We start from the raw sequence: 20,693 nt of genomic DNA on the forward strand, positions 1-20,693 counted from the left end.
TGCGCCCACTTAAAAATCTCTTCGCTTAATACGATTGAAAATATTTTTTAATGACATGCGCTTATTTTTCGTTGATTGTGTTGTTTCGACAAATACATCGTCTAATGTTAAATGAAACTCAATTTTTTCAAGACGGTGTGTCATGACAATTGGCTCTGCTAAAAATAATTCAATATTATTCCCGCCACCTGGAGAGAAAATGAACACATCAAACCCTAAAAATGCAAGAAACACTAAAAACAATGCATCGGTACGTTGCATCTTGGCATCTTCTTCTATAAAGAGAATATACTTCGGATTTTCATAGCTATAGTCAAACTGACGATACAGCTTCAGTATTTCAGTCGGGATTTTGAAAAGCTGCCCCATGATGAATCCTTTATAATCGACATCTGTTTCGTGTGGCAGACGTTGAATGATTTGCATGTCTATTAAACGGATTAATGTTTTAGCGATATTTCGCTGATTAGGGATGGGTAAATCTTTATACGGCCAGTTCACCATTTGAATCATTTTTTCGGCATCAAGTTCACCGTTTATACTCGCATCTTGCACATAAAACTGCATATTTGCTCGCTGTGGTTCGATGAGTGGAAACGTATGCTCCACATACGATAGCGCGCTTGCTTTTAATCGTTTTAGTTGATTTGCATATTCCCGCATATCCGCGGATACACCATCGATTTTCCCAAAAAGGACCGGTAAATATACATATTGTTCATCTGCATCGAACCCTTCGCGATGTTCAAGCTTTGCCTCACTTAAAATGAACATTTCATCGTACGTTGTATTTAACAAAATAGCCCTTGGTTCATGCTCCATGTATTTCCACGGATAATTAATTTTCGACGATTCATAGAAGTTTTGTTTTATATTTTCATACGTTCGGGCAGTGACTGTTTGTACTTGTAATGGTTTTTCATATGGAAACTCAAATAAGTCGCATGTTGCAGCAAGCTTTGTGACCGGTAGACCGTGTAGCCCATACTTGGCCATTGGGTCTTCCCCAGTAGGCTCAAAGATAACAATGTCGCAACCAAATAAGTACAAGAAATACATAAAGTATGCTTCACTTTCTGTCATTGGGCCATACCATAAAATTTTCGGCATCTGCACTTCATAACGTGTCTCCTCTAGCCAAAGCGGGAAGTAATGCTTAGACCACTTCACGAAATCTAACACAATTCGCTGTAAGTTCGGATGTGCTAAATGAGGATACTTGTGATCGATTAACTCTAACCATGCTTTAAAAGCTTGCATCATTTGGTCTTTATAATCCGTCTGTATTAACGGAAGCAATTGCTTTGCGACAAAAAACGCCAACATGCGGTTGAGCGATAACGGAGCTTGCTTATGTATTTGCAAAATATTAATAATTTCTGTTCTTGTTTGTGCATCTATTGTTTTTGGCAACCCGTCAAATAGTCGTGTCCAGCCAATCGGCAATGCTTGTAAGTTATATAAATATTCCTTCATCGTATGTTCATCATCAAAAACACCGAGCATTGTTTGGGCGATACGCGTATATCGAATACTTTCCCCTCTTTTTTCATACATAGGTCTTACTTGTAGCGGCTGCGTAATGACGCTTTCCCATTGTTGCTCTAAAGCATCGGTCAAATCTAGTGGTTGCAATACAATCACTATGCTCACCCCTTCATTTAACAAATAGTTCCTTAAATTATACGTTATTTCACATCTTAAGAATATGAATTACTCTTTTTTTAAAAATAGCGCATGATTTGGGCTTTAACCCTTGTCCTGAAAGAGATAACGCTTTCATTGTGACATTTTCTTTAATTTTTAGAATAAATGAAATATTAATAACATTTCGTCTGTATTTTATGATAGAATTAGTCAATGTTTTTCAATAACGGAGGTTACATATAATATGGAAGAAGTTGCTCAACCAAAAACCGTGGCGGTCGAGAACGTATTAATCGCACATCATTTTTTAAAAGATGTCGTCGTTCATACGCCACTTCAAAAAAATGATTATTTATCGGAAAAGTACGGCGCAACAATTTATTTCAAACGAGAAGACTTGCAACACGTGCGCTCATTTAAGCTACGTGGCGCTTACTATAAAATTAAAAAGATCGAAGCAGAGGCACGCGAAAAAGGCGTTGTTTGTGCCAGTGCAGGCAATCATGCACAAGGTGTAGCTTATGCATGTGCACACTTAAAAATTCACGCAAAAATTTTCATGCCAAAAACAACACCGAAACAAAAAATCGGACAAGTGCGCATGTTTGGTCGCGAATTCGTGGAAATCATTTTATCAGGTGATACATTTGATGATTCAGCAGCAAGTGCACTTGAATATTGTGAAGAACACGATATGATTTTTATTCACCCATTTGACGATATGGATGTCATGGCGGGTCAAGGTTCCGTAGCGGTAGAAGTGATGAATGATATCGAGGAGCCAATCGATTTCATTTTCGGTAGTGTTGGCGGTGGTGGTTTAATGTCTGGTGTATCCGCCTACGTAAAAAATCTATCTCCACATACAAAAGTCATTGGGGTAGAACCTGCTGGCGCTGGTAGTATGAAAGCGGCTATGGAACAAGGTGGTCCTGTGACACTGGATTGGATTGATAAGTTCGTGGATGGTGCTGCCGTACAATGTGTCGGCCAAGAAACATACAATGTATGTCAGCGTTATTTAGATGATATGGTGCTTGTACCAGAAGGAAAAGTATGTACAACAATTTTAGATTTATATAATAAACATGCGATTATTGCAGAGCCTGCTGGGGCATTACCGGTCGCTGCACTGGATTTCTATGCAGATCAAATTCGTGGAAAATCGGTCGTTGTCATTATCTCAGGTGGGAATAACGATATCGGTCGTATGCAAGAAATTAAAGAAAAATCGTTATTATATGAAGGGTTACTGTACTATTTTATCGTCAACTTCCCACAACGTGCGGGAGCACTTCGCCAATTCTTAACGGAAGTACTTGGCCCAACGGATGATATTACGCATTTCGAGTACACAAAAAAGAACAATAAAGAAAGCGGTCCTGCATTAGTCGGTATCGAAGTACTCGACCGCGCAGATTACCCTGAGCTACTCCAACGCATGAAAGCAAACGGATTTGAATATAAAGAAGTAAACAAAGACAGTACACTATTTGGGCTGTTAGTGTAAATACCACGTAGAAACCCGCGCATTTGAGTAATGCGCGGGTTTTTATCAGCGTTTTTTCCTGAGTTATCAGCGATTTCTGTGATATATCAGCGAATTCACTTCACTTATCGGCGATTTTTCAAAAATATCAGCGATTCGATAACGACGCCCTTCCAATGATAGCTTTACTATTTGAGAAAATAACGGCATATTCTATTGGTAAGGACTCCCCCGATTAACTGGTGAAGGGCTGACACGTGCGTTTTACTTGATCGATTGGGTTTCTAAATCCTTCTACCTTTCCATCTTGCTTTATTCTAATAAACTGGTGCTTTTCTTCATCGAAATGAATTTCGACTATAATATTTTTAATTTCAATGATTAACATAAACTGCTTACATACAAAAACGGTATCAACCTGATAAGAAAAACCATTGAGATCGAATGAGTAATCGTGGAATAATGCATATTCATATCTTGCCAACGCAAATCTACATACTGTTCTCCCGCATACCTAGCTTCTATTTTAAGCAACTCATCTTCTAATTCCGAAAATCCTCTTCTCATCGCACATTGCAGTTTCCTCAATTTTTCTGACACACTTCTATTGAAGATAATCATCCATCCCCCTCCTTACTTTGGAGTATAGAAAAGGCGGGATTCTTTTTCCAATGAAAATAACAAAATTCACCAAACTCGTAATTTGGTGAATTTTATTTCCTGGGTAATAGATTAAAACACGACAAAAAAAGACAATGCCACCAAGGCAGCATTGCCTCCCAATATTAACCTAATAATGCACGGTCTGAGTTCATTTTCTCGCCACGAATACGTTCGAACTCTGCCATTAAATCTGGAATCGTTAAATCTGGTTTACGATCCGCACCGACCTGTAAAATAATTTGCCCTTTATCCATCATAATGAGGCGATTGCCAAGGTCCAGTGCCTGTTGCATATTGTGTGTAACCATCAATGTTGTTAAATTATCAGCTTCTACAAGTTCCTTCGTTAAACGTGTAATCAAATCTGCGCGAGACGGATCAAGTGCTGCGGTATGCTCGTCTAGCAATAAAATAGATGGTTTCGTAAATGTCGCCATCAACAGTGATAACGCTTGTCGCTCACCACCTGAAAGTAAACCGACTTTTGCAGATAACCGATTCTCCAAATTTAGCCCTAAACGCTCAAGTGATGTTTTAAAGTAATCGCGTCGCTTCTTATCGACACCAAAACGGAGGGTACGCTTTGCATTGCGCGAATAAGCAATCGCTAAATTTTCTTCAATCGTCATCGATGGTGCTGTACCGGCCATCGGATCTTGGAATACGCGACCGATAAAATGTGAGCGTTTATATTCTGGTAAGCGCGTCACATCATTGCCATTAATCGATACGGTACCAATGTCCGGCGTCAATGCACCGGAAATCATATTCATCATCGTTGATTTCCCTGCACCATTACTCCCGATAATCGTCACAAAATCACCAGGTGCTAAATGCAAATTAATGTGATCTAAAGCCACCTTTTCATCTGGTGTACCTTCATTGAAAATTTTGTTAATACCATCTAATTTAAGCAAGTGGCTCCCCTCCTTGCTCTACTGTTCGTACTGAAGATTTACGCTCTGCAATACGTCTTGCTTTTCGTTTTTTCTCTTTTTGCTTATCGATAATTTGTGGAATGACTAACGCTAAAATAACAATTGCAGCTGTAATTAGCTTCATATCCCCTGTATCTAAAAATTCCACACGAAGAGCAAACGCATAAATGATACGGTAAATAATGGCCCCTATGACAACCGCAAACGTAGTACGTACAATTGTCTTTGTACCGAAAATAGCTTCCCCAATAATGACAGAAGCAAGACCAATTACAATCATTCCGACACCCATTTGAACGTCAGAAAACTTCGAGTATTGCGCGATTAATGCACCTGCAAAAGCGACCATCGCATTCGATAAACCAAGGCCCAGAATAATAAGTGAATCTGTATTTGCCGAAAAACTACGAATCATACGTTTGTTATCACCCGTAGCACGAATAGCTAAACCGACCTCTGTTTTTAAGAACCAATCAGCGATTAATTTGATTGCTATTGTAATAATTAATACGACTAAAATGGTCCCATATGTTGATGGAAGTGACGTAAGCCCCATCCCGCCCAACATATCGTTAATAGCGTCATCAATTCCTAATCCAGCCCAAAAGCTTTGGAACTGTGTAAAGAGCGTATCGGTTGTTAATAAAGGAACATTGGAAATACCTGTCGCGCTTTCCTTTGTTGTACCCATAATTCGAAGATTAATGGAATATAGGGCAATCATCATTAAAATCCCTGAAAGCAGTGGATTTATTTTTCCTTTTGTGTGTAAAAGTCCTGTCATACATCCTGCAATAAATCCAGCTACTATCGCGACTAATGTAGCTATGATAGGGTTGTAGCCCAGCACGATCATTGCCGCTGCTGTTGCCGCCCCTGTAACAAAGCTTCCATCAACCGTTAAATCCGGAAAATCTAACACTCGGAATGTTAAGTACACCCCGAGTGCCATAATTGCATAGATGATTCCTTGCTCAACAGAACCGAATAGAGCTGTAAACATATTGAATCATCTCCTAAGTTATTTATTCGATTACTTCTGCATTCCAAGTATCTTTAATTTTAAGGCCTAAATTGTCTGCAGTTGCTTTATTGATTGCAAGCTTTAAGTTACCTGGATATGTCGCTGGAATCTCGCCAGCTGATTTACCATCTTTTAAAATTTCAGCAGCCTTTTGTCCCGCCTCATAACCGATATCGTAATATTCAAACCCGTAAGCTGCTAATCCGCCACGTGCTACAGAGTCTAGCTCGCCAACGATTAACGGTAATTGATTTGTATTAGCTACATCGATAACTGATTCAAGTGCGTTTACAACCGTGTTATCTGTAATAATGTATAAAGAATCTACTTTACCAAGTAATGATTCTGTCGCTTGCTTTACTTCAGTTGAAGCCGATACTGCTGCTTCAACAAGCGTTAACCCTTGTGCTTCCAATGCAGCTTTTACTTGCTCCACTTGTGCAACAGAGTTTTGCTCACCTGTGTTATATACTGTCCCAACCTTTTTCGCACCTAGCTCCTCTTTTAGGAACTTCACTGTATTAGCGATTGTATCTGGGTGTAAGTCGACAGTACCTGTCACATTGCCACCTGGTGCTTCCATAGAAGCGATTAACTCTGCCCCCACTGCATCTGTTACAGATGTGAAGACAATTGGAATATCAGCTGTTGCTGATTTTGCTGCTTGCGCTGAAGGTGTTGAGTTCGCAAAAATTAAATCTACTCCGTCCCCTACTAACTTTTGTGCAATTGTTACAGTCTGGCTTGTATCACCACTTGCTGAATTGTATTGATACTCTACATCTAGCCCAGCATCTTCAAGTGCTTTTTGGAACCCTTCATATGCCGCATCTAATGATGGATGCTCAACAATTTGTGTCACACCGATTACGTATGTTTCTTCCGGTGCCGCATCACCACCTGATGAACCTGTTGATGCATCCGACGAGCTTGTGTCGTCACTGTTACATGCCGCAAGCATTAATGCTAACGCTGCTGACGATAAAAATGAAAACTTTTTCAAAGTAATAGCCATTTCTGTTATCCCCCTAGAACTATTTATCTATTTGCACTTTGCCGATTCAACTTAGCAAAGTATGAATGTACCGCTATCTTACACTCATATTATCTGACAGTCAATAACATTATGAATTTTCTAAATAATAGAAATCTACTTTCGGATATTTTTACGCTTTAAAGCGCTAAATTGATGAGTTATTTATCATGTAAATATCAAAAATACTTCTAGCAATTTTCTAATAATTAATTGTTGTTATCTAGTATTTAAGTCTAGTTCGATGGGGAAGGCAGACTTAAAAAAGAGACTTTCTTTTACGTGCGGAAAGGGTTCTATTGTTGTGGAATGTACATTTTCTAAATCCCTTTAGAATGAATGCTATTTTCAGTTACATCACGCCCTCCCTTTTAAGAGAATGATTTTATTCACACATGGCGTATAGCATGATCAGCACAAACGCCTAATGAATCATACATCTCAAATATTCTTTACTATTTATCTATTCCGATTTATAAGATATTTGACGATAGCCATCTATTATACTAAAATATTACTTCGTGCTAAGTCGCCGTGGTTCGAAACCATCCCACGTAAAAAAACTAGGAGGAATATAAATATGAAGGTTAAATTTATGGCAACGACAGGGATTATTGCAGCGCTTTATATTGCTGTGACAATGCTCGTTGCACCGTTTGGATTTACAGAAGTGCAGTTCCGTATTTCTGAAATATTCAATCATTTAGTAGCATTTAATCCTCGTTTTTCAATCGGGATTATACTAGGAGTATTTATTTCTAACATGTTTTCACCATTAGGATTGTATGACCTTATTTTCGGTGTTGCACACTCCATCATTACGATTTCAATTTTTGTATTGATTTGTAAATTTGTGAAAAATATTATAGTACGTTTAGTATTAAATACGCTCCTATTTACATTTACAATGTTTATTATTGCCTTCGAATTAAATCTCGCACTAGAGCTACCTTTCTTCTGGACATGGTTAACCGTAGCTGCGGGTGAATTTGTCGTATTGGCAGTAGGTGCACCGATTATGTACCTATTAAATAAGCGTTTAAATTTCAAAAATTTAATTTAAAATTTTTCAATCGAGCGGTGACTGTGCCGCTCGATTTTTTTGTGGATAGCATTCTTGCATATTATTATTTTCTGAAAATATTGACTTATTATTATTTTCCCCGTACAATGACAGTAGTTATATTGTTCGGGTTGGTTGAAGATTATGGGTAGCTGTAATCGCCATACGAGCAGAGTGAAGAATAGCTGAGCAAATTGATGAATAAGAAGAGTAGCAAGCAGCAAAATGTTTAGAGAGCACGTGGTTGGTGGGAACGTGTCATTTTCACTTGTGAATGGGCCTTATGAGAGTCGCTAGCATAAGTTGGCGAACGGGATATCTCACGTTAAGAGATTCGAGATGGGAGCTTTTTAGCTTCAACTTGAGGTGGCAACGCGGTTTATATCGTCCTCTACAAAAAGTATTTATGCTTTTTGTAGAGGACTTTTTTATTTTACAAGAGTGGAGTGAGGATGTTGATTAAACACACATTACGTACGACGATTAAAAGAGTAAATGGCGATTGTTTAACACCTGTATTAATTTTCAATCGCCTACAAGGGACACGAAAATTTTTATTGGAAAGTTCAGCGAAGCACGAAACGACAGGACGCTATTCATTTATCGGGGCGAACCCACGCAAAACATACACAGGATCAAATACAACATTAACAGAAAATTCGCATCTAACAGGACAGTCTTACAGCTACGAAGGGGATTTAGTGCGTTCATTAAAGCAGGTCATGCCACGTGTTTCGAATCACACAGAATATCCATTCACAGGCGGGGCAATCGGTTATATTCGCTTCAACCGTGAACAAAGCACGATTCCAGCTGTCAATTTCCATGTATATGACACCATTGTAATTTTTGATCATGTAACAGATGAATTCACAATCGTCCATACAAACATCGATGCAGAAATAAAAGAGCCCAATATCGACGACATCATTGACCAAATTTTAAACGGAACAGCAATCTCGCAAACTGAATTTTCAATGGGTGAATTCACAGAACAAACGACACTAGCCCAATTTGAAGCACAAGTAAAAAAGGCACAAGACGTGATGGTAGAAGGAGAAGCAACGGAAATCGTCCTGTCACGAAAACTGCAAGCGGAGTTCTCAGGGGATGCATTTTCCCTCTATCGTGATTTACGTGTGAAACTGCCTTCCCCTTATTTATACTATATCGAATTTGATGACCATACAGTGATTGGTGCGTCGCCAGAAAGTATTGTGACGGTATATGACGGAAAATTAAAAACAACAACCGCAACAGATATTGAAGCCATTTCTGTAAAAGAATCACTTCAATATGATGGGCATACAGCTTCCGGTATCCTCTCCCCTACTTTGCACGCGATTGATGCATTAACGCATTTATTACCTGCAGATAGTGTAACAGGAAAATCAAAAAAGGTAGCCCTACAAGCGATTCAAGAAATCGAGCCTGAACAGCGCGCGCTTTATGGTGGGGCAATCGGTTATATCGGCTTTAACGGTCAAATTGACTTTGCCTTAGCCTCTCGTACAATGCTTTTACAACACGAGCAAGCAACAACAGAAATCGGTGCGACGGTTACAGCAAATAGTAATCCGCAAGAGCTATATCAACAAACACAGGCACTTTTGCAAGTGAAGAAAGGATGAATACGATGACTTTACAAGTCTACACAACGCGTGTCACAAGCGGTGAAAACTTACTATTAGGTGAAATGGTGCAAGCCGCGCAACTTGTTTTCAATGAAGAAACGCCAAAAGAACAGATCGCAAACTTTCTTCTCGCATTACGTGCAAAAGGTGAAACAGCCCATGAAATAGCTGGCCTTGCTTCTGTGATGCGGTCGCATGCTGTGCAAGTAGATGTACCTGAAGGCATTTACATCGATAACTGTGGTACAGGTGGCGATGGGTTACAAAGCTTTAATATCTCCACAACCGCTGCATTCGTCCTAGCTGGTGGTGGACTGCTTGTCGCAAAACATGGGAACCGAAAAGTTTCAAGCTTATCTGGCAGCTCAGATGTATTAGAAGCACTTGGAATCGGGCTTTTATCCAATCTTGAACAAACAACCGAATTATTAACACAAGAAGGAATTGCCTTTTTACATGCACCGAATATGCATCCAAAGCTAGGGCGTATCGGTGAAGTACGACGCGCAATTGGCAAGCCGACGATTTTTAATATGGTTGGTCCGCTTACAAATCCCGTCCCATTACAAACACAATTTGTCGGCATTAACCGCCCTGAATTTACAACAGATTATGCACAAGTACTGCATATGCTTGGTCGCAAGCGGGCAATGGTTGTATCGGGGGCTCGCGGGATGGATGAGGCCTCACTCGAAGGGGAAAATACATTTGTCTTACTCGATCACGGCGATATTTTACCGTTTAAACTCCGCGCTGAGGATGTTGGGTTAACACCGCAGCCACTTGAAGCAATTCGCGGCGGAAATGCAGAGGAAAATGCCGTCATCTTACGCGAGCTACTTGCGGGCAAACAAAGCGCCTACTTTGACACGGTTGTGTTAAATGCGGGAATCGGCTTTTTTGCTTACGGCTTAGCAGAAACGATGAAAGAAGGCATTGAGATGGCGAAGGACAGTATTTTCTCAGGACGTGCAATGGATAAACTCCATGCCGTTGTCGCATATAGCCAAAAAATGAAGGAAGCAGGTGCCAATACATGACGATTTTAGATCAAATCCTTGACCATAAAAAAACAGAATTACCGGGCTTAAAAGCAAATACACCACAATTTAAAACGGTAGAAAAACAGCGCCCGTCTCTTTATGAAACGCTGATTCGTGCAAACCGTCTGCAAGTGATTTCAGAAATGAAGCGTGCCTCTCCTTCAAAGGGCGATATTGCGACACATATTGAACCAGTCGAGCAAGCAACACAATACGAAAAAGCAGGAGCTGCTTGTATCTCGGTCTTAACAGAGCGCAAATATTTCAAAGGCTCTTATGAAGATTTACATGCCGTCGCAAATGCTGTGAACATACCTGTATTATGTAAAGATTTCATTATCGATGAAGTGCAAATCGATTATGCGAAAGCAGCCGGCGCTTCCGTTATTTTACTCATCGTGGCGGCTTTAACAGATGAAGCATTAGCTAGACTGCATCAATACGCAAGTCAACACGGACTGGAAGTGCTCGTAGAAGTACATGACGTAGCAGAATTAGAGCGTGCCTTAGCGATTGATGCACGTATTATCGGTGTGAATAACCGGAACTTAAAAACATTTGAAGTCGATTTAAAGCAAACAGAAACGATTGCTCGTGCATTTAACCGTAACGATATTGCATTCATTTCTGAAAGTGGCATTTGGAATGAACAGGATGCCACACTTGTCGCGAGCTACGGAGCGAAAGCAGTCTTAGTGGGCGAATCGTTAATGCGCAGCGGCAATGTTGTAGCAGACCTGCAATCATTACAAATCGAGCTGAAAGTTGGCGAGGCACAATGACATTCGTCAAAATTTGCGGATTAAAGGAACCAGAGCACGTACAAACAGCTGTCGATGCAGGGGCAAATTTCATTGGCTTCGTCTTTGCGCCAAGTAAACGTGAAGTGACAATCGAACAGGCACAAACTTTAGCCAAGTACATTCCCGAAAACGTGAAAAAGGTCGGGGTCTTTGTCAATGCGGATGAAGGCTTTTTAAAAGAGGTATACGAAAAAGTACCCCTTGATTACATTCAATATCACGGCGATGAAACAAATGCGTTCATTCAACAAATCGGACTACCTGCCATTAAAGCATTTTCTATTCGCACTCAGGAAGATGTCGCAACGGCAGCGAGCTATGCTGTCGATTATTACTTATTTGATGCACCTGGTACAGATTACCGTGGTGGTAGCGGGCATACGTTTGATTGGTCATTACTTGAACAATCGAATATTCCACGTGAAAAAGTCATCTTAGCAGGTGGACTAAACCCTGCCAATATCGCCGAGGCCATTCAGCTTGTGCAACCATTTGGCGTTGATGTGTCAAGTGGTGTCGAGCAAGATGGTGTGAAAAATCATGCGTTAATCCAAAGTTTTTTACAAGCAGCTAAAGGAGCGAAAACACTATGACAACAGGACGTTTCGGGGCATACGGCGGACAATTCGTACCGGAAACTTTAATGACCCCATTAATCGAGCTTGAAAAAGCCTACAACGAAGCAAAGCAAGACCCTACTTTTACTGAGGAGTTACATTACTACTTAAAAAACTATGTAGGGCGTGAAACACCGCTTTATTTCGCTGAGCGTTTAACGGAAAAATGTGGCGGTGCAAAAATTTATTTAAAGCGAGAAGATTTGAACCATACAGGGGCACACAAAATCAATAATGCACTTGGGCAGGCACTTCTTGCCATTCGTATGGGGAAAAAGAAAATCGTCGCTGAAACAGGTGCTGGTCAACACGGAGTAGCAACAGCTACAGCGTGTGCCCTGCTCAACCTTGAATGTATCGTGTATATGGGTGCTGAAGATGTGAAACGCCAAGCACTCAACGTATTCCGTATGGAGCTTCTTGGGGCGAAAGTAGTCGCAGTGGAAAAAGGCTCGGCTACATTAAAAGATGCGGTAAACGAAGCGCTTCGTCACTGGGTGACACATGTTGAAGATACACACTATATTTTAGGGTCAGCTTTAGGTCCTCACCCATTCCCAACGATTGTACGTGATTTCCAACGCGTCATTGGGGATGAGTCACGCGCACAAATTCAAGAACAAGCAGGTCGCCTACCCGATGCGGTCGTCGCTTGTGTGGGCGGTGGTAGTAATGCAATTGGTATGTTCTACCCGTTCGTTGAAGACCACGATGTGAAATTAGTCGGAGTAGAAGCAGCAGGTAGTGGGATTAAAACAGGTAAGCATGCTGCGGCCATTGCTGGCGGACAAAAAGGCGTATTACACGGGGCATACATGTACCTACTTCAAGATGAAAATGGTTTTGTCCAAGAGGCACATTCCATTTCAGCAGGTCTTGACTACCCTGCTGTCGGTCCAGAGCATTGCTATTTATCGGATATTGGTCGTGCAACCTATGATGCGGTGACAGATCAACAAGCACTGGAAGGCGTGAAACTCCTTTGTGCGACAGAAGGCATTTTACCTGCATTAGAAAGTGCACATGCCATTTACTACACATCACAGCTAGCAGCAACTATGACAAAAGATGACATCATCGTCGTTTGTTTATCAGGACGTGGTGACAAAGACGTACACACATTAATCGACGCAATGGGAGGACAGGTGCAATGACATTACAACAAGCAATTGAACAAGTAAATGCGCGGGGTGATCAGGCATTTGTTCCTTATATTATGGCGGGTGATGGTGGACTCGAAGCGCTTCGTCATACGATTCTACGTTTACAAGAGCTTGGCGTGACGGCTATTGAAGTCGGTATCCCGTTTACAGACCCTGTGGCAGACGGTCCTACAATTGAAGAAGCTGGTGAACGTGCACTCGCAAACGGTACGAACTTACGCAATGTATTAGCGACATTAAAGGAATTTGCAGCTGAAGTCACAATTCCACTTGTTGCGATGACATATTTAAACCCTATTTTAGCTTACGGGGTGACAGCCTTTGCACGTGATGCGTATGAGGCAGGTATTCGTGGATTAATCGTACCTGATATGCCACTCGAGGAAAGTACTATTATTCATGAAGAGCTTCGTGCAGCAGGCATCTCGCTTGTACAGCTTGTCTCTTTAACAAGCCCGCCAGAACGTATTGCCAAACTAGCGAAAGCAAGTGAAGGCTTTATTTATGCGGTAACAGTAAACGGCATTACAGGTGCACGTGCCGATTTCGCTAGCAATTTAGCTACGCATTTTGCACAATTAAAATCATACAGTGCTATCCCTGTTTTAGCTGGGTTCGGTATTTCGACACCCGAACACGTTGCTAATTTTGGTGCATTTAGCGACGGAGTCATCGTTGGTAGTAAAATTGTAGACGCTTTAGCGAATGACGACTGGGACACAATTGAGCAACTTATAAAAGCATCTAAACAAATGGAGGTAAAGTAAATGGAAGCAACAAAACAACGTGGCTATTTTGGTGAATTTGGTGGTAGTCAAGTACCGCCAGAGTTACAAAAAGTATTAGATATTTTAGAGGAAAACTTTGAGAAGTATAAAGATGATGAAGACTTCAACCAAGAGTTAAACTACTATTTCGAAGAATATGTAGGACGTAAATCTCCGCTTTATTTTGCTGAAAACTTAACGAAACAGTGTGGCGGCGCAAAAATTTATTTAAAGCGTGAAGATTTAAATCATACAGGCTCACATAAAATTAACAACGTATTAGGGCAAATTTTACTTGCGAAACGCATGGGTGCCAAACGCATCATTGCCGAAACAGGTGCAGGTCAACACGGGGTAGCAACAGCGACTGTCTGTGCGATGTTCGGCATGGACTGTACAGTTTACATGGGCGCTGAGGATACAAAACGTCAAGCACTAAACGTATTCCGTATGGAGCTGTTAGGCGCAAAAGTCGTAGCGGTTGATAAAGGGCAAGGCCGTCTAAAAGATGCCGTCGATGAAGCGTTTGCAGACCTTGTGGAAAACTATGAACATACATTCTATTTACTCGGATCAGCGGTTGGTCCTCACCCATTCCCGACAATGGTGAAGCACTTCCAATCCGTTATTTCAAAAGAATCGAAAGCGCAGCATTTAGCGAAGGAAGGTAAACTGCCAACTGCGGTACTCGCTTGCGTTGGTGGCGGTAGTAATGCCATTGGTGCTTTTGCTGAATACATCGATGACGAAGACGTTCGATTAATTGGTATTGAGCCAGATAAAGCAGCGACAATGGCATACGGTACACCTGGTGATTTACACGGCTTCCGTTGCTTAGTACTGCAAGACGAAGAAGGCAATCCACTGCCAACGTATTCAATCGCAGCAGGTCTTGATTATCCTGGTGTTGGCCCTGAACATAGCTATTTAAAAACGACGGGTCGCGCTGAATATGTAGCCGTAACAAATGAAGAAGTACTGGAAGGCTTCCAAACGTTATCGAAGGTGGAAGGCATTATTCCAGCATTAGAATCTTCGCATGCGGTAGCCCATGCATTAAAATTAGCACCGACACTATCCCCAGAAGATAGTATTATCATCAACATTTCAGGTCGTGGTGATAAGGACGTTGAACAAGTATTTGAGATGTTGAAGAAGTAAAGTAACATGCGAAAAGATCCAGCTCAATTTTGAGCGGATCTTTTTTTGTTGGTTTTTGCTCGCGCCGGGGGTTTTGACCGGATACTGCCTCGTTTTGCCCGGATACCGCGGCTTTTTGACCGTTCAACGCGGGCTTTTGCTCGGATACAGTCAGGTTTTGCTCCCCCCTTCCTATTTACCCGTTTCCCTTATAAAATGAACAAAAAAAGAATCCCCCTCCTGTAACTGGAGAGAAGATTCTTTATTATTACAAACGATTAAAACTCATAATGATACGCTACTTTGTACAGAGCCATTAGTTCTTCATGTGTCGGTACTTTCGGGTTGTTGCCTGGGCTACCGCTTGCTAGCGCATCCGTTGTCATTTTCGGAATCGCCTCGTAAAATGCCTGTTCCTCAATGCCCCACTCTTTTAAGTTACCGATGCCCATCTTTTTACATAACACCTTGATTGACTCAATCGCAAAATCGGCTAGTTCTGCTTGCGTCATGCTGAGCCCTTCCGTATTAAAAAATGTACCTAAATCTGCTAGGCGATCTATGCAAGTATCCTTTGAATAGTCAAGCACTGTCGGTAGTAGCATCGCATTCGAAATGCCGTGTGGTACGTGGAATAGTGCGCCAATTGGACGCGACATCCCATGCACTAATGCGACAGATGCATTGGAAAACGCTAAGCCCGCTTGCAGAGAACCAAGAGCCATCGCCTCACGTGCATCTATATGATCCCCGTCTTCATACACTGTCAGCATATTTTCCACGATTAACTTCATCGCCGATAAGGCAAGCATATCTGTATACGGGTGGGCAAGTCGAGATAAATAGCTTTCCACCGCATGACTTAATGCATCGATTCCGGTTGCCGCTGTAATGGATGGTGGTGATGTTAATGTTAACACCGGGTCCACAATCGCCACATTGGGCATAAAGGCCGGCTGCTTAATCATCATTTTGATATCATTCGTCGTATCTGTAATGACTGTTGCATTCGTTGCCTCTGAACCTGTACCGGCTGTTGTCGGAATGGCCATATGCGGAACGGGCTCTTCACTTGCTACCTTTTTTAAATTCATATAGTCCCCGATATAGCCGCCATTTGTTGCGACAACCGCCACGGCCTTCGCTGTATCGATGCAGCTTCCACCACCAAGCGAAATGATGATGTCACATGCGGACTGCTGCAATACATCTAAAGCTTCTGTGACATACGTATCAACGGGTTCCGATGTTACCCCTAAATACGAAACCGCTTCTACCCCTTGCTCCTTCAATAAGACGCGACATTGGTCGACGAAGCCTAAACGATCCATAATCGGATCGCTCACAATCAGCGCCTTTGTACCTAGCTTTTTCGCCTGTACCCCTACCTCTTCAAAAGCATGGCGTCCATAAACTACAGTGGGTGGTGAGTATACTGTAAAAGTCGTTTTTGTTTGAATCATGTCCAGATCCCCCATTTTGATAAAGACTTTAGCTATTACTTGGGAAGGCAAATGTTGATGTATTCGTGACAGGTGCTGCCCAGCGTTCAGAAATCGTTTTTGTTTTTGTAAAGAAGCGTGCTTGGTCTGGCCCAAACATATGCCCTTCACCAAAACGAGAACCTTTAAAGCCTGCAAAATTATGATAGCCCACTGGAATTGGAATCGGCACATTCACTCCGACCATACCGACTTCAATTTCTGTTGTAAATTTGCGCGCCGCCGCTCCATCATTTGTGAAAATTGTGACACCATTTCCGAGCTCATGTTCATTAATTAACTGGATTGCTTCCTCTAGTGAGTGAACACGTACGACATTGCGTACAGGACCAAATACTTCTTGTTCGTAAATTTCCGTACCCGGTTTAACATGGTCAAATAACGTAGGACCAATAAAGAAGCCATTGGACTCTTTCACAATTTCTAACTCGCGCCCATCACATACAACGACTGCCCCTTCTTCTTCACCGCGCTTAATCGCTGCTAACACCATATCTTTTGATTGCTGTGAAATGACTGGACCAAAGTTTGTATCAGGCTCTGTATAGGCGCCCACTTTCAGTCCATCAATTTTGCGTTTTAAAATTTCTACAAGGCGCTCTGCTGTTTCCTCACCAACAGGCATAATTGTCGAAAGGGCCATACAGCGTTGTGAAGCAGCACCGTAAGCAGCTCCAATAAATGCGTCTGCTACTTGCTCTAAATCGGCATCCGGCATCACGACCATATTGTTTTTACCACCACCAAGAGCTGTCACACGCTTCCCGTATTTCGCTGCTGTTTCATAAATATATTTAGCGACTGGTGTGGAACCAACAAATGAAATCGCTTGGACGTTAGAGTTTTCTAATAATTCATTTACCGCTTCTTTATCGCCATTCACGACTGTCCAAATGCCATCTGGTAATCCTGCTTTTTTCCATAGTTCGCTCACAAATAGCGCGGTCATCGGTACTTTTTCTGATGCCTTTAAAATAACCGCATTGCCTACGGCGACAGCCATGCTCGTTTGTGCAAGTGGCACCATAATTGGGAAGTTAAATGGTGAAATAGCCGCAACAACACCTAGCGGATATTTCGCTGAGTATGCGTTAATTCCTCCACCAACATTGACCGAATACTCCCCTTTTACTAAATGCGGTGCACCAATTGCAAGATCCACCGATTCAATACCGCGCGTAATTTCCCCTTTTGCATCTTCGATTGTTTTACCGCTTTCTGTGCAAATTAGTTCTAGTAATTTATCTGTATTTTCCGTTAACAGGTTACGGAACTTTAAGACGATTTCCGCACGCTTTGCGACGGACACATCGCGCCACTGTGGGAATGCAGCCTGTGCTTTAGCGATTGCTTCACGTGTTTCTTCCGCTGTCGCTAACGGTACTTGTGCAATGACCTCTCCTGTTGTTGGATTGTACACCGAACCGTATCGTCCACTCGTTCCTTCCACCATTTCCCCACCGATGAAATGCGTTAACGTTTTTACTTCTTGTGCTGTTGGCATGCATAAATCCCCCTTAATTATGATTGAAGTGAAAATCCCCTAAGACTAAGCAAAAAATAACTAGTCAGTCTTCCTATTTTGTCGTAAGATAATAAAAACAAAATTTCGATGACCGCAGTCACTTAAATCATAATGTACGAAGTGAAATCCCGTCAACGGCTATTTTTTCTATTTTATTCTGTTTTTTTGTCGATAATTGTAAAGAGAGTAAAGGAGCGATTGGGTGGAACATTTAACAGAACGCCAACGAAAAGCACTTGAAACACGTGAAAAATTATTGAATAAATCGCTCGAGCTTTTTGGGACATATGGCTTCGAGCATGTATCGATTGAACAAATTACAAAAGCATGTGCTGTATCAAAAGGGACGTTTTATACTCATTTCCCTTCAAAATACGATGTCATTTTGGAAAAATTTAAACAGTTCGATTCATTTTACGATACAGTAGAGAAAAATATTGATCCAACACTGCCCGCTATCAAAAAAATTTTAATCATTTACGAAGAGCAAATGCGCTATCTGCTTCACGTAGTCGGGAAAGATGTATTAAGAACGGTGTATACAGCTGCGATGACCAGTCACGTAAAGCAAGATCATTACTTAATTAGTTCTGAGCGTAAAATTTTTCAAATTATTAATCGGTATATGGAGGAAGGCTTTGCATCTGGTGAGTTTAGACAAGATCTGACGATAGACGAAATGAAGTCCATGATTCAGCGTTGTATGCGCGCCAATGTGTATGACTGGCTCATTCATAATGAGACATTTGATTTAGTGAACGAAATGCGGGTGTTCACCGCTGTGATGCTCGAAGGATTAAAACATAAAAAAGGAGTTAGCGATTTTATTGAATAATCGTTAACTCCTTTATATTTTACCTACTTGGCGGTTGGTTGTGCCCAGTTAATTGGTGATAAACGGTCATTATCCGAGTTGTAGCTGCGGATAAATTTCTTGAATATTTTCACGCAGTTTCGCTTTTAGGAATTTCCCGACAGATGTTTTTGGAATCTCCTCTAAGAAGACGATATCATCTGGCATCCACCATTTCGCAAACTGCCCTTCTAAATACGTCATTAACTCCTCTTTTGTCACGGTAGATCCTTCCTTCACCACGACACAAGCAAGTGGGCGCTCCTGCCATTTCGGATGTGGGATAGCAATAACGGCTGCTTCAAATACTTCTGGGTGCGACATTAATCCGTTCTCTAAATCGACAGACGAAATCCACTCCCCACCAGATTTGATTAAATCCTTCGTGCGGTCTGTAATTTTAATGAAGCCCTCTTTCGAACGAACGGCGATATCACCTGTGTACAGCCAGCCGTCCTTCATCGCATCTGTTGTACGTTCGTCACGGAAGTATTCGCTCGCAATCCATGGGCCACGTAGGCGTAATTCGCCCATCGTCTCACCGTCCCACGGTACCTCCCCATCTTCATTGACAATGCTCGATTCGATACATGGCATCGTTAAGCCTTGCGTTGCGCGCGCTTCGATTTTGTCTTCAATAGCCCAATCATCCATTTTGCTTAAATAGTTGGATAGTGCCACGATTGGGGATGTTTCTGTCATCCCGTATACAACAACATAATTCACACCGTATTTCTCTTCAAAATGACGAATTAACGCTTTTGGTGAAGCGGAACCGCCAGCAAAAATAGTATGGAGTGAGCTTAAATCGCGTGGTTTCTTCTCGAGCTCCTGCTCTGCCCCAAGCCAAATCGTTGGTACGCCCGCTGTTTTTGTGACACCTTCTTGTTCGATAAAGTCTACAATTAATGCAGGTGTAAATTGTGGGCCAATTAAAACTTGTGTTGCCCCCACATTCACACTCGCAAATGGCATCCCCCACGCATTTACGTGGAACATTGGCACAATCGGCATAATGACGTCACGCTCTGAAATAGCCATCGAATCGGCCATCGACAGCATCATCGAATGAAGCACTATTGAGCGCTGTGTGTACACAACGCCTTTTGGATTGCCTGTCGTGGCACTTGTATAGCACATACCAGCTGGCATATTTTCATCTAAGTCTGTGGGGAACTCAAATGTCTCATCCGCTTCCGCCAGTAGCTCTTCATAGCTGAAAGCGTTCGGTAATGTCGTGTGTGGCAGTTCCCCATCTGCCATAATAATAAAATGCTCGACCGTTTTTAGCTCATCTTGTATTGATTCAATGATTGGTACTAAGTCTTCATCAATGATTAATATTTTATCTTCTGCATGATTAATAATGAATGAAACATGCTCCGGTGATAAACGGATGTTTACCATATGTAAGCATGCCCCTGCACATGGTACAGCGAAATATGCTTCTAAATGGCGATGTTGATTCCATGCAAACGAAGCGATTTTATCCCCTTTTTTCATCCCCAGCTTTGTGAGTGCATGTGCTAATTTACGCGTACGCTTTGCCCATTCTCCATACGTGAGGCGATGAACCATTGTATCGCTTGTTCGTGAAATAATTTGTTTATGTGCATAGTATGTTTCTGCACGTTTGAACATGTCCACTAATAACAGCGGTGTTTGCATCATAACCATCTTCCCCTTCTGTACATGAAATTTTTCCCAACACCTTAATTTTAATACATTATACTCGAATAAGTAAATAATCTTCTATTTCTAGCAAAAAATAGCTCTTAGATAAACTAAA

At 41.6% G+C, this 20,693-nt stretch carries 18 protein-coding genes, 1 riboswitch and 1 other annotated feature; of the genes, 10 read left to right on the forward strand and 8 right to left on the reverse strand.

Annotated elements, in window-relative coordinates:
- Positions 1 to 9: 9 nt before the first annotated feature.
- Positions 10 to 1,644, reverse strand: a complete 1,635-nt coding sequence (locus AC3II9_RS02740) for a YceG family protein (protein WP_489152935.1) — start codon at positions 1,642 to 1,644, stop codon at positions 10 to 12.
- 247 nt (positions 1,645 to 1,891) lie between these two features.
- On the opposite strand from AC3II9_RS02740, the gene ilvA reads away from it, so the two are divergent.
- Positions 1,892 to 3,157 carry a threonine ammonia-lyase IlvA gene (gene ilvA / locus AC3II9_RS02745; RefSeq protein ID WP_489152936.1) on the forward strand — a complete coding sequence of 422 codons (1,266 nt, stop codon included), beginning with the start codon at positions 1,892 to 1,894 and terminating at the stop codon, positions 3,155 to 3,157.
- A 214-nt stretch (positions 3,158 to 3,371) separates the two neighbouring features.
- Here ilvA and AC3II9_RS02750 read toward each other — a convergent pair whose 3' ends face one another.
- The 4 genes from AC3II9_RS02750 to AC3II9_RS02765 form a co-directional block, all read right to left on the reverse strand.
- Positions 3,372 to 3,620 carry a nuclease-related domain-containing protein gene (locus AC3II9_RS02750; RefSeq protein WP_489152937.1) on the reverse strand — a complete coding sequence of 83 codons (249 nt, stop codon included), beginning with the start codon at positions 3,618 to 3,620 and terminating at the stop codon, positions 3,372 to 3,374.
- Between the two features lie 301 nt (positions 3,621 to 3,921).
- Entirely contained in the window at positions 3,922 to 4,716 is a 795-nt protein-coding gene (locus AC3II9_RS02755; RefSeq protein ID WP_489152938.1) for an ABC transporter ATP-binding protein, read from the reverse strand.
- Positions 4,709 to 5,740, reverse strand: a complete 1,032-nt coding sequence (locus AC3II9_RS02760; protein ID WP_489152939.1) for an ABC transporter permease — start codon at positions 5,738 to 5,740, stop codon at positions 4,709 to 4,711. Before AC3II9_RS02760 ends, AC3II9_RS02755 begins: the two co-directional genes overlap by 8 nt.
- Before the next feature lie 22 nt (positions 5,741 to 5,762).
- Positions 5,763 to 6,776: an ABC transporter substrate-binding protein gene (locus tag AC3II9_RS02765; protein ID WP_489152940.1), complete on the reverse strand. Its 1,014-nt coding sequence runs from the start codon at positions 6,774 to 6,776 to the stop codon at positions 5,763 to 5,765.
- 546 nt (positions 6,777 to 7,322) lie between these two features.
- A riboswitch (PreQ1 riboswitch) is annotated at positions 7,323 to 7,367 on the forward strand.
- A gap of 7 nt (positions 7,368 to 7,374) precedes the next feature.
- Between AC3II9_RS02765 and AC3II9_RS02770 the strand changes: the two genes are divergently transcribed.
- The 8 genes from AC3II9_RS02770 (at position 7,375) to trpB (AC3II9_RS02805) (ending at position 15,045) form a co-directional block, all read left to right on the forward strand.
- Entirely contained in the window at positions 7,375 to 7,857 is a 483-nt protein-coding gene (locus tag AC3II9_RS02770; RefSeq protein WP_489152941.1) for a QueT transporter family protein, read from the forward strand.
- 188 nt (positions 7,858 to 8,045) lie between these two features.
- Positions 8,046 to 8,252: a binding site (T-box leader), on the forward strand.
- Positions 8,253 to 8,309: 57 nt separating this feature from the next.
- Positions 8,310 to 9,488 carry a chorismate-binding protein gene (locus AC3II9_RS02775; RefSeq protein WP_489152942.1) on the forward strand — a complete coding sequence of 393 codons (1,179 nt, stop codon included), beginning with the start codon at positions 8,310 to 8,312 and terminating at the stop codon, positions 9,486 to 9,488.
- Positions 9,489 to 9,493: 5 nt separating this feature from the next.
- The gene (gene trpD / locus AC3II9_RS02780; RefSeq protein WP_489152943.1) at positions 9,494 to 10,531 is read left to right on the forward strand and encodes an anthranilate phosphoribosyltransferase; all 1,038 of its coding nucleotides are present in this window, start codon (positions 9,494 to 9,496) and stop codon (positions 10,529 to 10,531) included.
- Complete coding sequence (gene trpC, locus AC3II9_RS02785) at positions 10,528 to 11,316, forward strand: indole-3-glycerol phosphate synthase TrpC (protein WP_489152944.1); 789 nt, start codon at positions 10,528 to 10,530, stop codon at positions 11,314 to 11,316. Before trpD ends, trpC begins: the two co-directional genes overlap by 4 nt.
- The gene (locus AC3II9_RS02790) at positions 11,313 to 11,930 is read left to right on the forward strand and encodes a phosphoribosylanthranilate isomerase (RefSeq protein ID WP_489152945.1); all 618 of its coding nucleotides are present in this window, start codon (positions 11,313 to 11,315) and stop codon (positions 11,928 to 11,930) included. The genes trpC and AC3II9_RS02790 overlap by 4 nt, the downstream gene beginning before the upstream one ends.
- Positions 11,927 to 13,108 carry a tryptophan synthase subunit beta gene (gene trpB, locus AC3II9_RS02795; protein WP_489152946.1) on the forward strand — a complete coding sequence of 394 codons (1,182 nt, stop codon included), beginning with the start codon at positions 11,927 to 11,929 and terminating at the stop codon, positions 13,106 to 13,108. Before AC3II9_RS02790 ends, trpB (AC3II9_RS02795) begins: the two co-directional genes overlap by 4 nt.
- Positions 13,105 to 13,884, forward strand: coding sequence for a tryptophan synthase subunit alpha (gene trpA / locus AC3II9_RS02800; protein WP_489152947.1), 780 nt, complete (start codon positions 13,105 to 13,107; stop codon positions 13,882 to 13,884). The genes trpB (AC3II9_RS02795) and trpA overlap by 4 nt, the downstream gene beginning before the upstream one ends.
- Positions 13,885 to 15,045, forward strand: a complete 1,161-nt coding sequence (trpB, locus tag AC3II9_RS02805; RefSeq protein ID WP_489152948.1) for a tryptophan synthase subunit beta — start codon at positions 13,885 to 13,887, stop codon at positions 15,043 to 15,045.
- A gap of 257 nt (positions 15,046 to 15,302) precedes the next feature.
- On the opposite strand, the gene AC3II9_RS02810 is transcribed toward trpB (AC3II9_RS02805), so the two are convergent.
- Both AC3II9_RS02810 and AC3II9_RS02815 read right to left on the reverse strand, forming a co-directional pair.
- Positions 15,303 to 16,487 carry an iron-containing alcohol dehydrogenase gene (locus AC3II9_RS02810; protein WP_489152949.1) on the reverse strand — a complete coding sequence of 395 codons (1,185 nt, stop codon included), beginning with the start codon at positions 16,485 to 16,487 and terminating at the stop codon, positions 15,303 to 15,305.
- 28 nt (positions 16,488 to 16,515) lie between these two features.
- The gene (locus AC3II9_RS02815; RefSeq protein ID WP_489152950.1) at positions 16,516 to 18,030 is read right to left on the reverse strand and encodes a CoA-acylating methylmalonate-semialdehyde dehydrogenase; all 1,515 of its coding nucleotides are present in this window, start codon (positions 18,028 to 18,030) and stop codon (positions 16,516 to 16,518) included.
- Between the two features lie 223 nt (positions 18,031 to 18,253).
- On the opposite strand from AC3II9_RS02815, the gene AC3II9_RS02820 reads away from it, so the two are divergent.
- A complete protein-coding gene (locus AC3II9_RS02820; RefSeq protein ID WP_489152951.1) occupies positions 18,254 to 18,886 on the forward strand; it encodes a TetR/AcrR family transcriptional regulator in 633 nt (210 codons plus the stop codon).
- A gap of 69 nt (positions 18,887 to 18,955) precedes the next feature.
- On the opposite strand, the gene AC3II9_RS02825 is transcribed toward AC3II9_RS02820, so the two are convergent.
- Positions 18,956 to 20,575: a long-chain fatty acid--CoA ligase gene (locus AC3II9_RS02825; protein WP_489152952.1), complete on the reverse strand. Its 1,620-nt coding sequence runs from the start codon at positions 20,573 to 20,575 to the stop codon at positions 18,956 to 18,958.
- Between the last annotated feature and the right edge of the window lie 118 nt (positions 20,576 to 20,693).

Source organism: Lysinibacillus sp. RU7 (assembly GCF_057837305.1).

Bases quoted from the DNA above. Each gene is read 5' to 3' on its own strand.
- AC3II9_RS02825 (WP_489152952.1), bottom strand. From the start codon at position 20,575: ATGATGCAAACACCGCTGTTATTAGTGGACATGTTCAAACGTGCAGAA.
- AC3II9_RS02810 (WP_489152949.1), bottom strand. From the start codon at position 16,487: ATGATTCAAACAAAAACGACTTTTACAGTATACTCACCACCCACTGTA.
- trpB (WP_489152946.1), top strand. From the start codon at position 11,927: ATGACAACAGGACGTTTCGGGGCATACGGCGGACAATTCGTACCGGAA.
- trpA (WP_489152947.1), top strand. From the start codon at position 13,105: ATGACATTACAACAAGCAATTGAACAAGTAAATGCGCGGGGTGATCAG.
- AC3II9_RS02775 (WP_489152942.1), top strand. From the start codon at position 8,310: ATGTTGATTAAACACACATTACGTACGACGATTAAAAGAGTAAATGGC.
- ilvA (WP_489152936.1), top strand. From the start codon at position 1,892: ATGGAAGAAGTTGCTCAACCAAAAACCGTGGCGGTCGAGAACGTATTA.
- trpB (WP_489152948.1), top strand. From the start codon at position 13,885: ATGGAAGCAACAAAACAACGTGGCTATTTTGGTGAATTTGGTGGTAGT.
- trpD (WP_489152943.1), top strand. From the start codon at position 9,494: ATGACTTTACAAGTCTACACAACGCGTGTCACAAGCGGTGAAAACTTA.
- AC3II9_RS02815 (WP_489152950.1), bottom strand. From the start codon at position 18,030: ATGCCAACAGCACAAGAAGTAAAAACGTTAACGCATTTCATCGGTGGG.
- AC3II9_RS02790 (WP_489152945.1), top strand. From the start codon at position 11,313: ATGACATTCGTCAAAATTTGCGGATTAAAGGAACCAGAGCACGTACAA.
- AC3II9_RS02770 (WP_489152941.1), top strand. From the start codon at position 7,375: ATGAAGGTTAAATTTATGGCAACGACAGGGATTATTGCAGCGCTTTAT.
- AC3II9_RS02765 (WP_489152940.1), bottom strand. From the start codon at position 6,776: ATGGCTATTACTTTGAAAAAGTTTTCATTTTTATCGTCAGCAGCGTTA.
- AC3II9_RS02760 (WP_489152939.1), bottom strand. From the start codon at position 5,740: ATGTTTACAGCTCTATTCGGTTCTGTTGAGCAAGGAATCATCTATGCA.
- trpC (WP_489152944.1), top strand. From the start codon at position 10,528: ATGACGATTTTAGATCAAATCCTTGACCATAAAAAAACAGAATTACCG.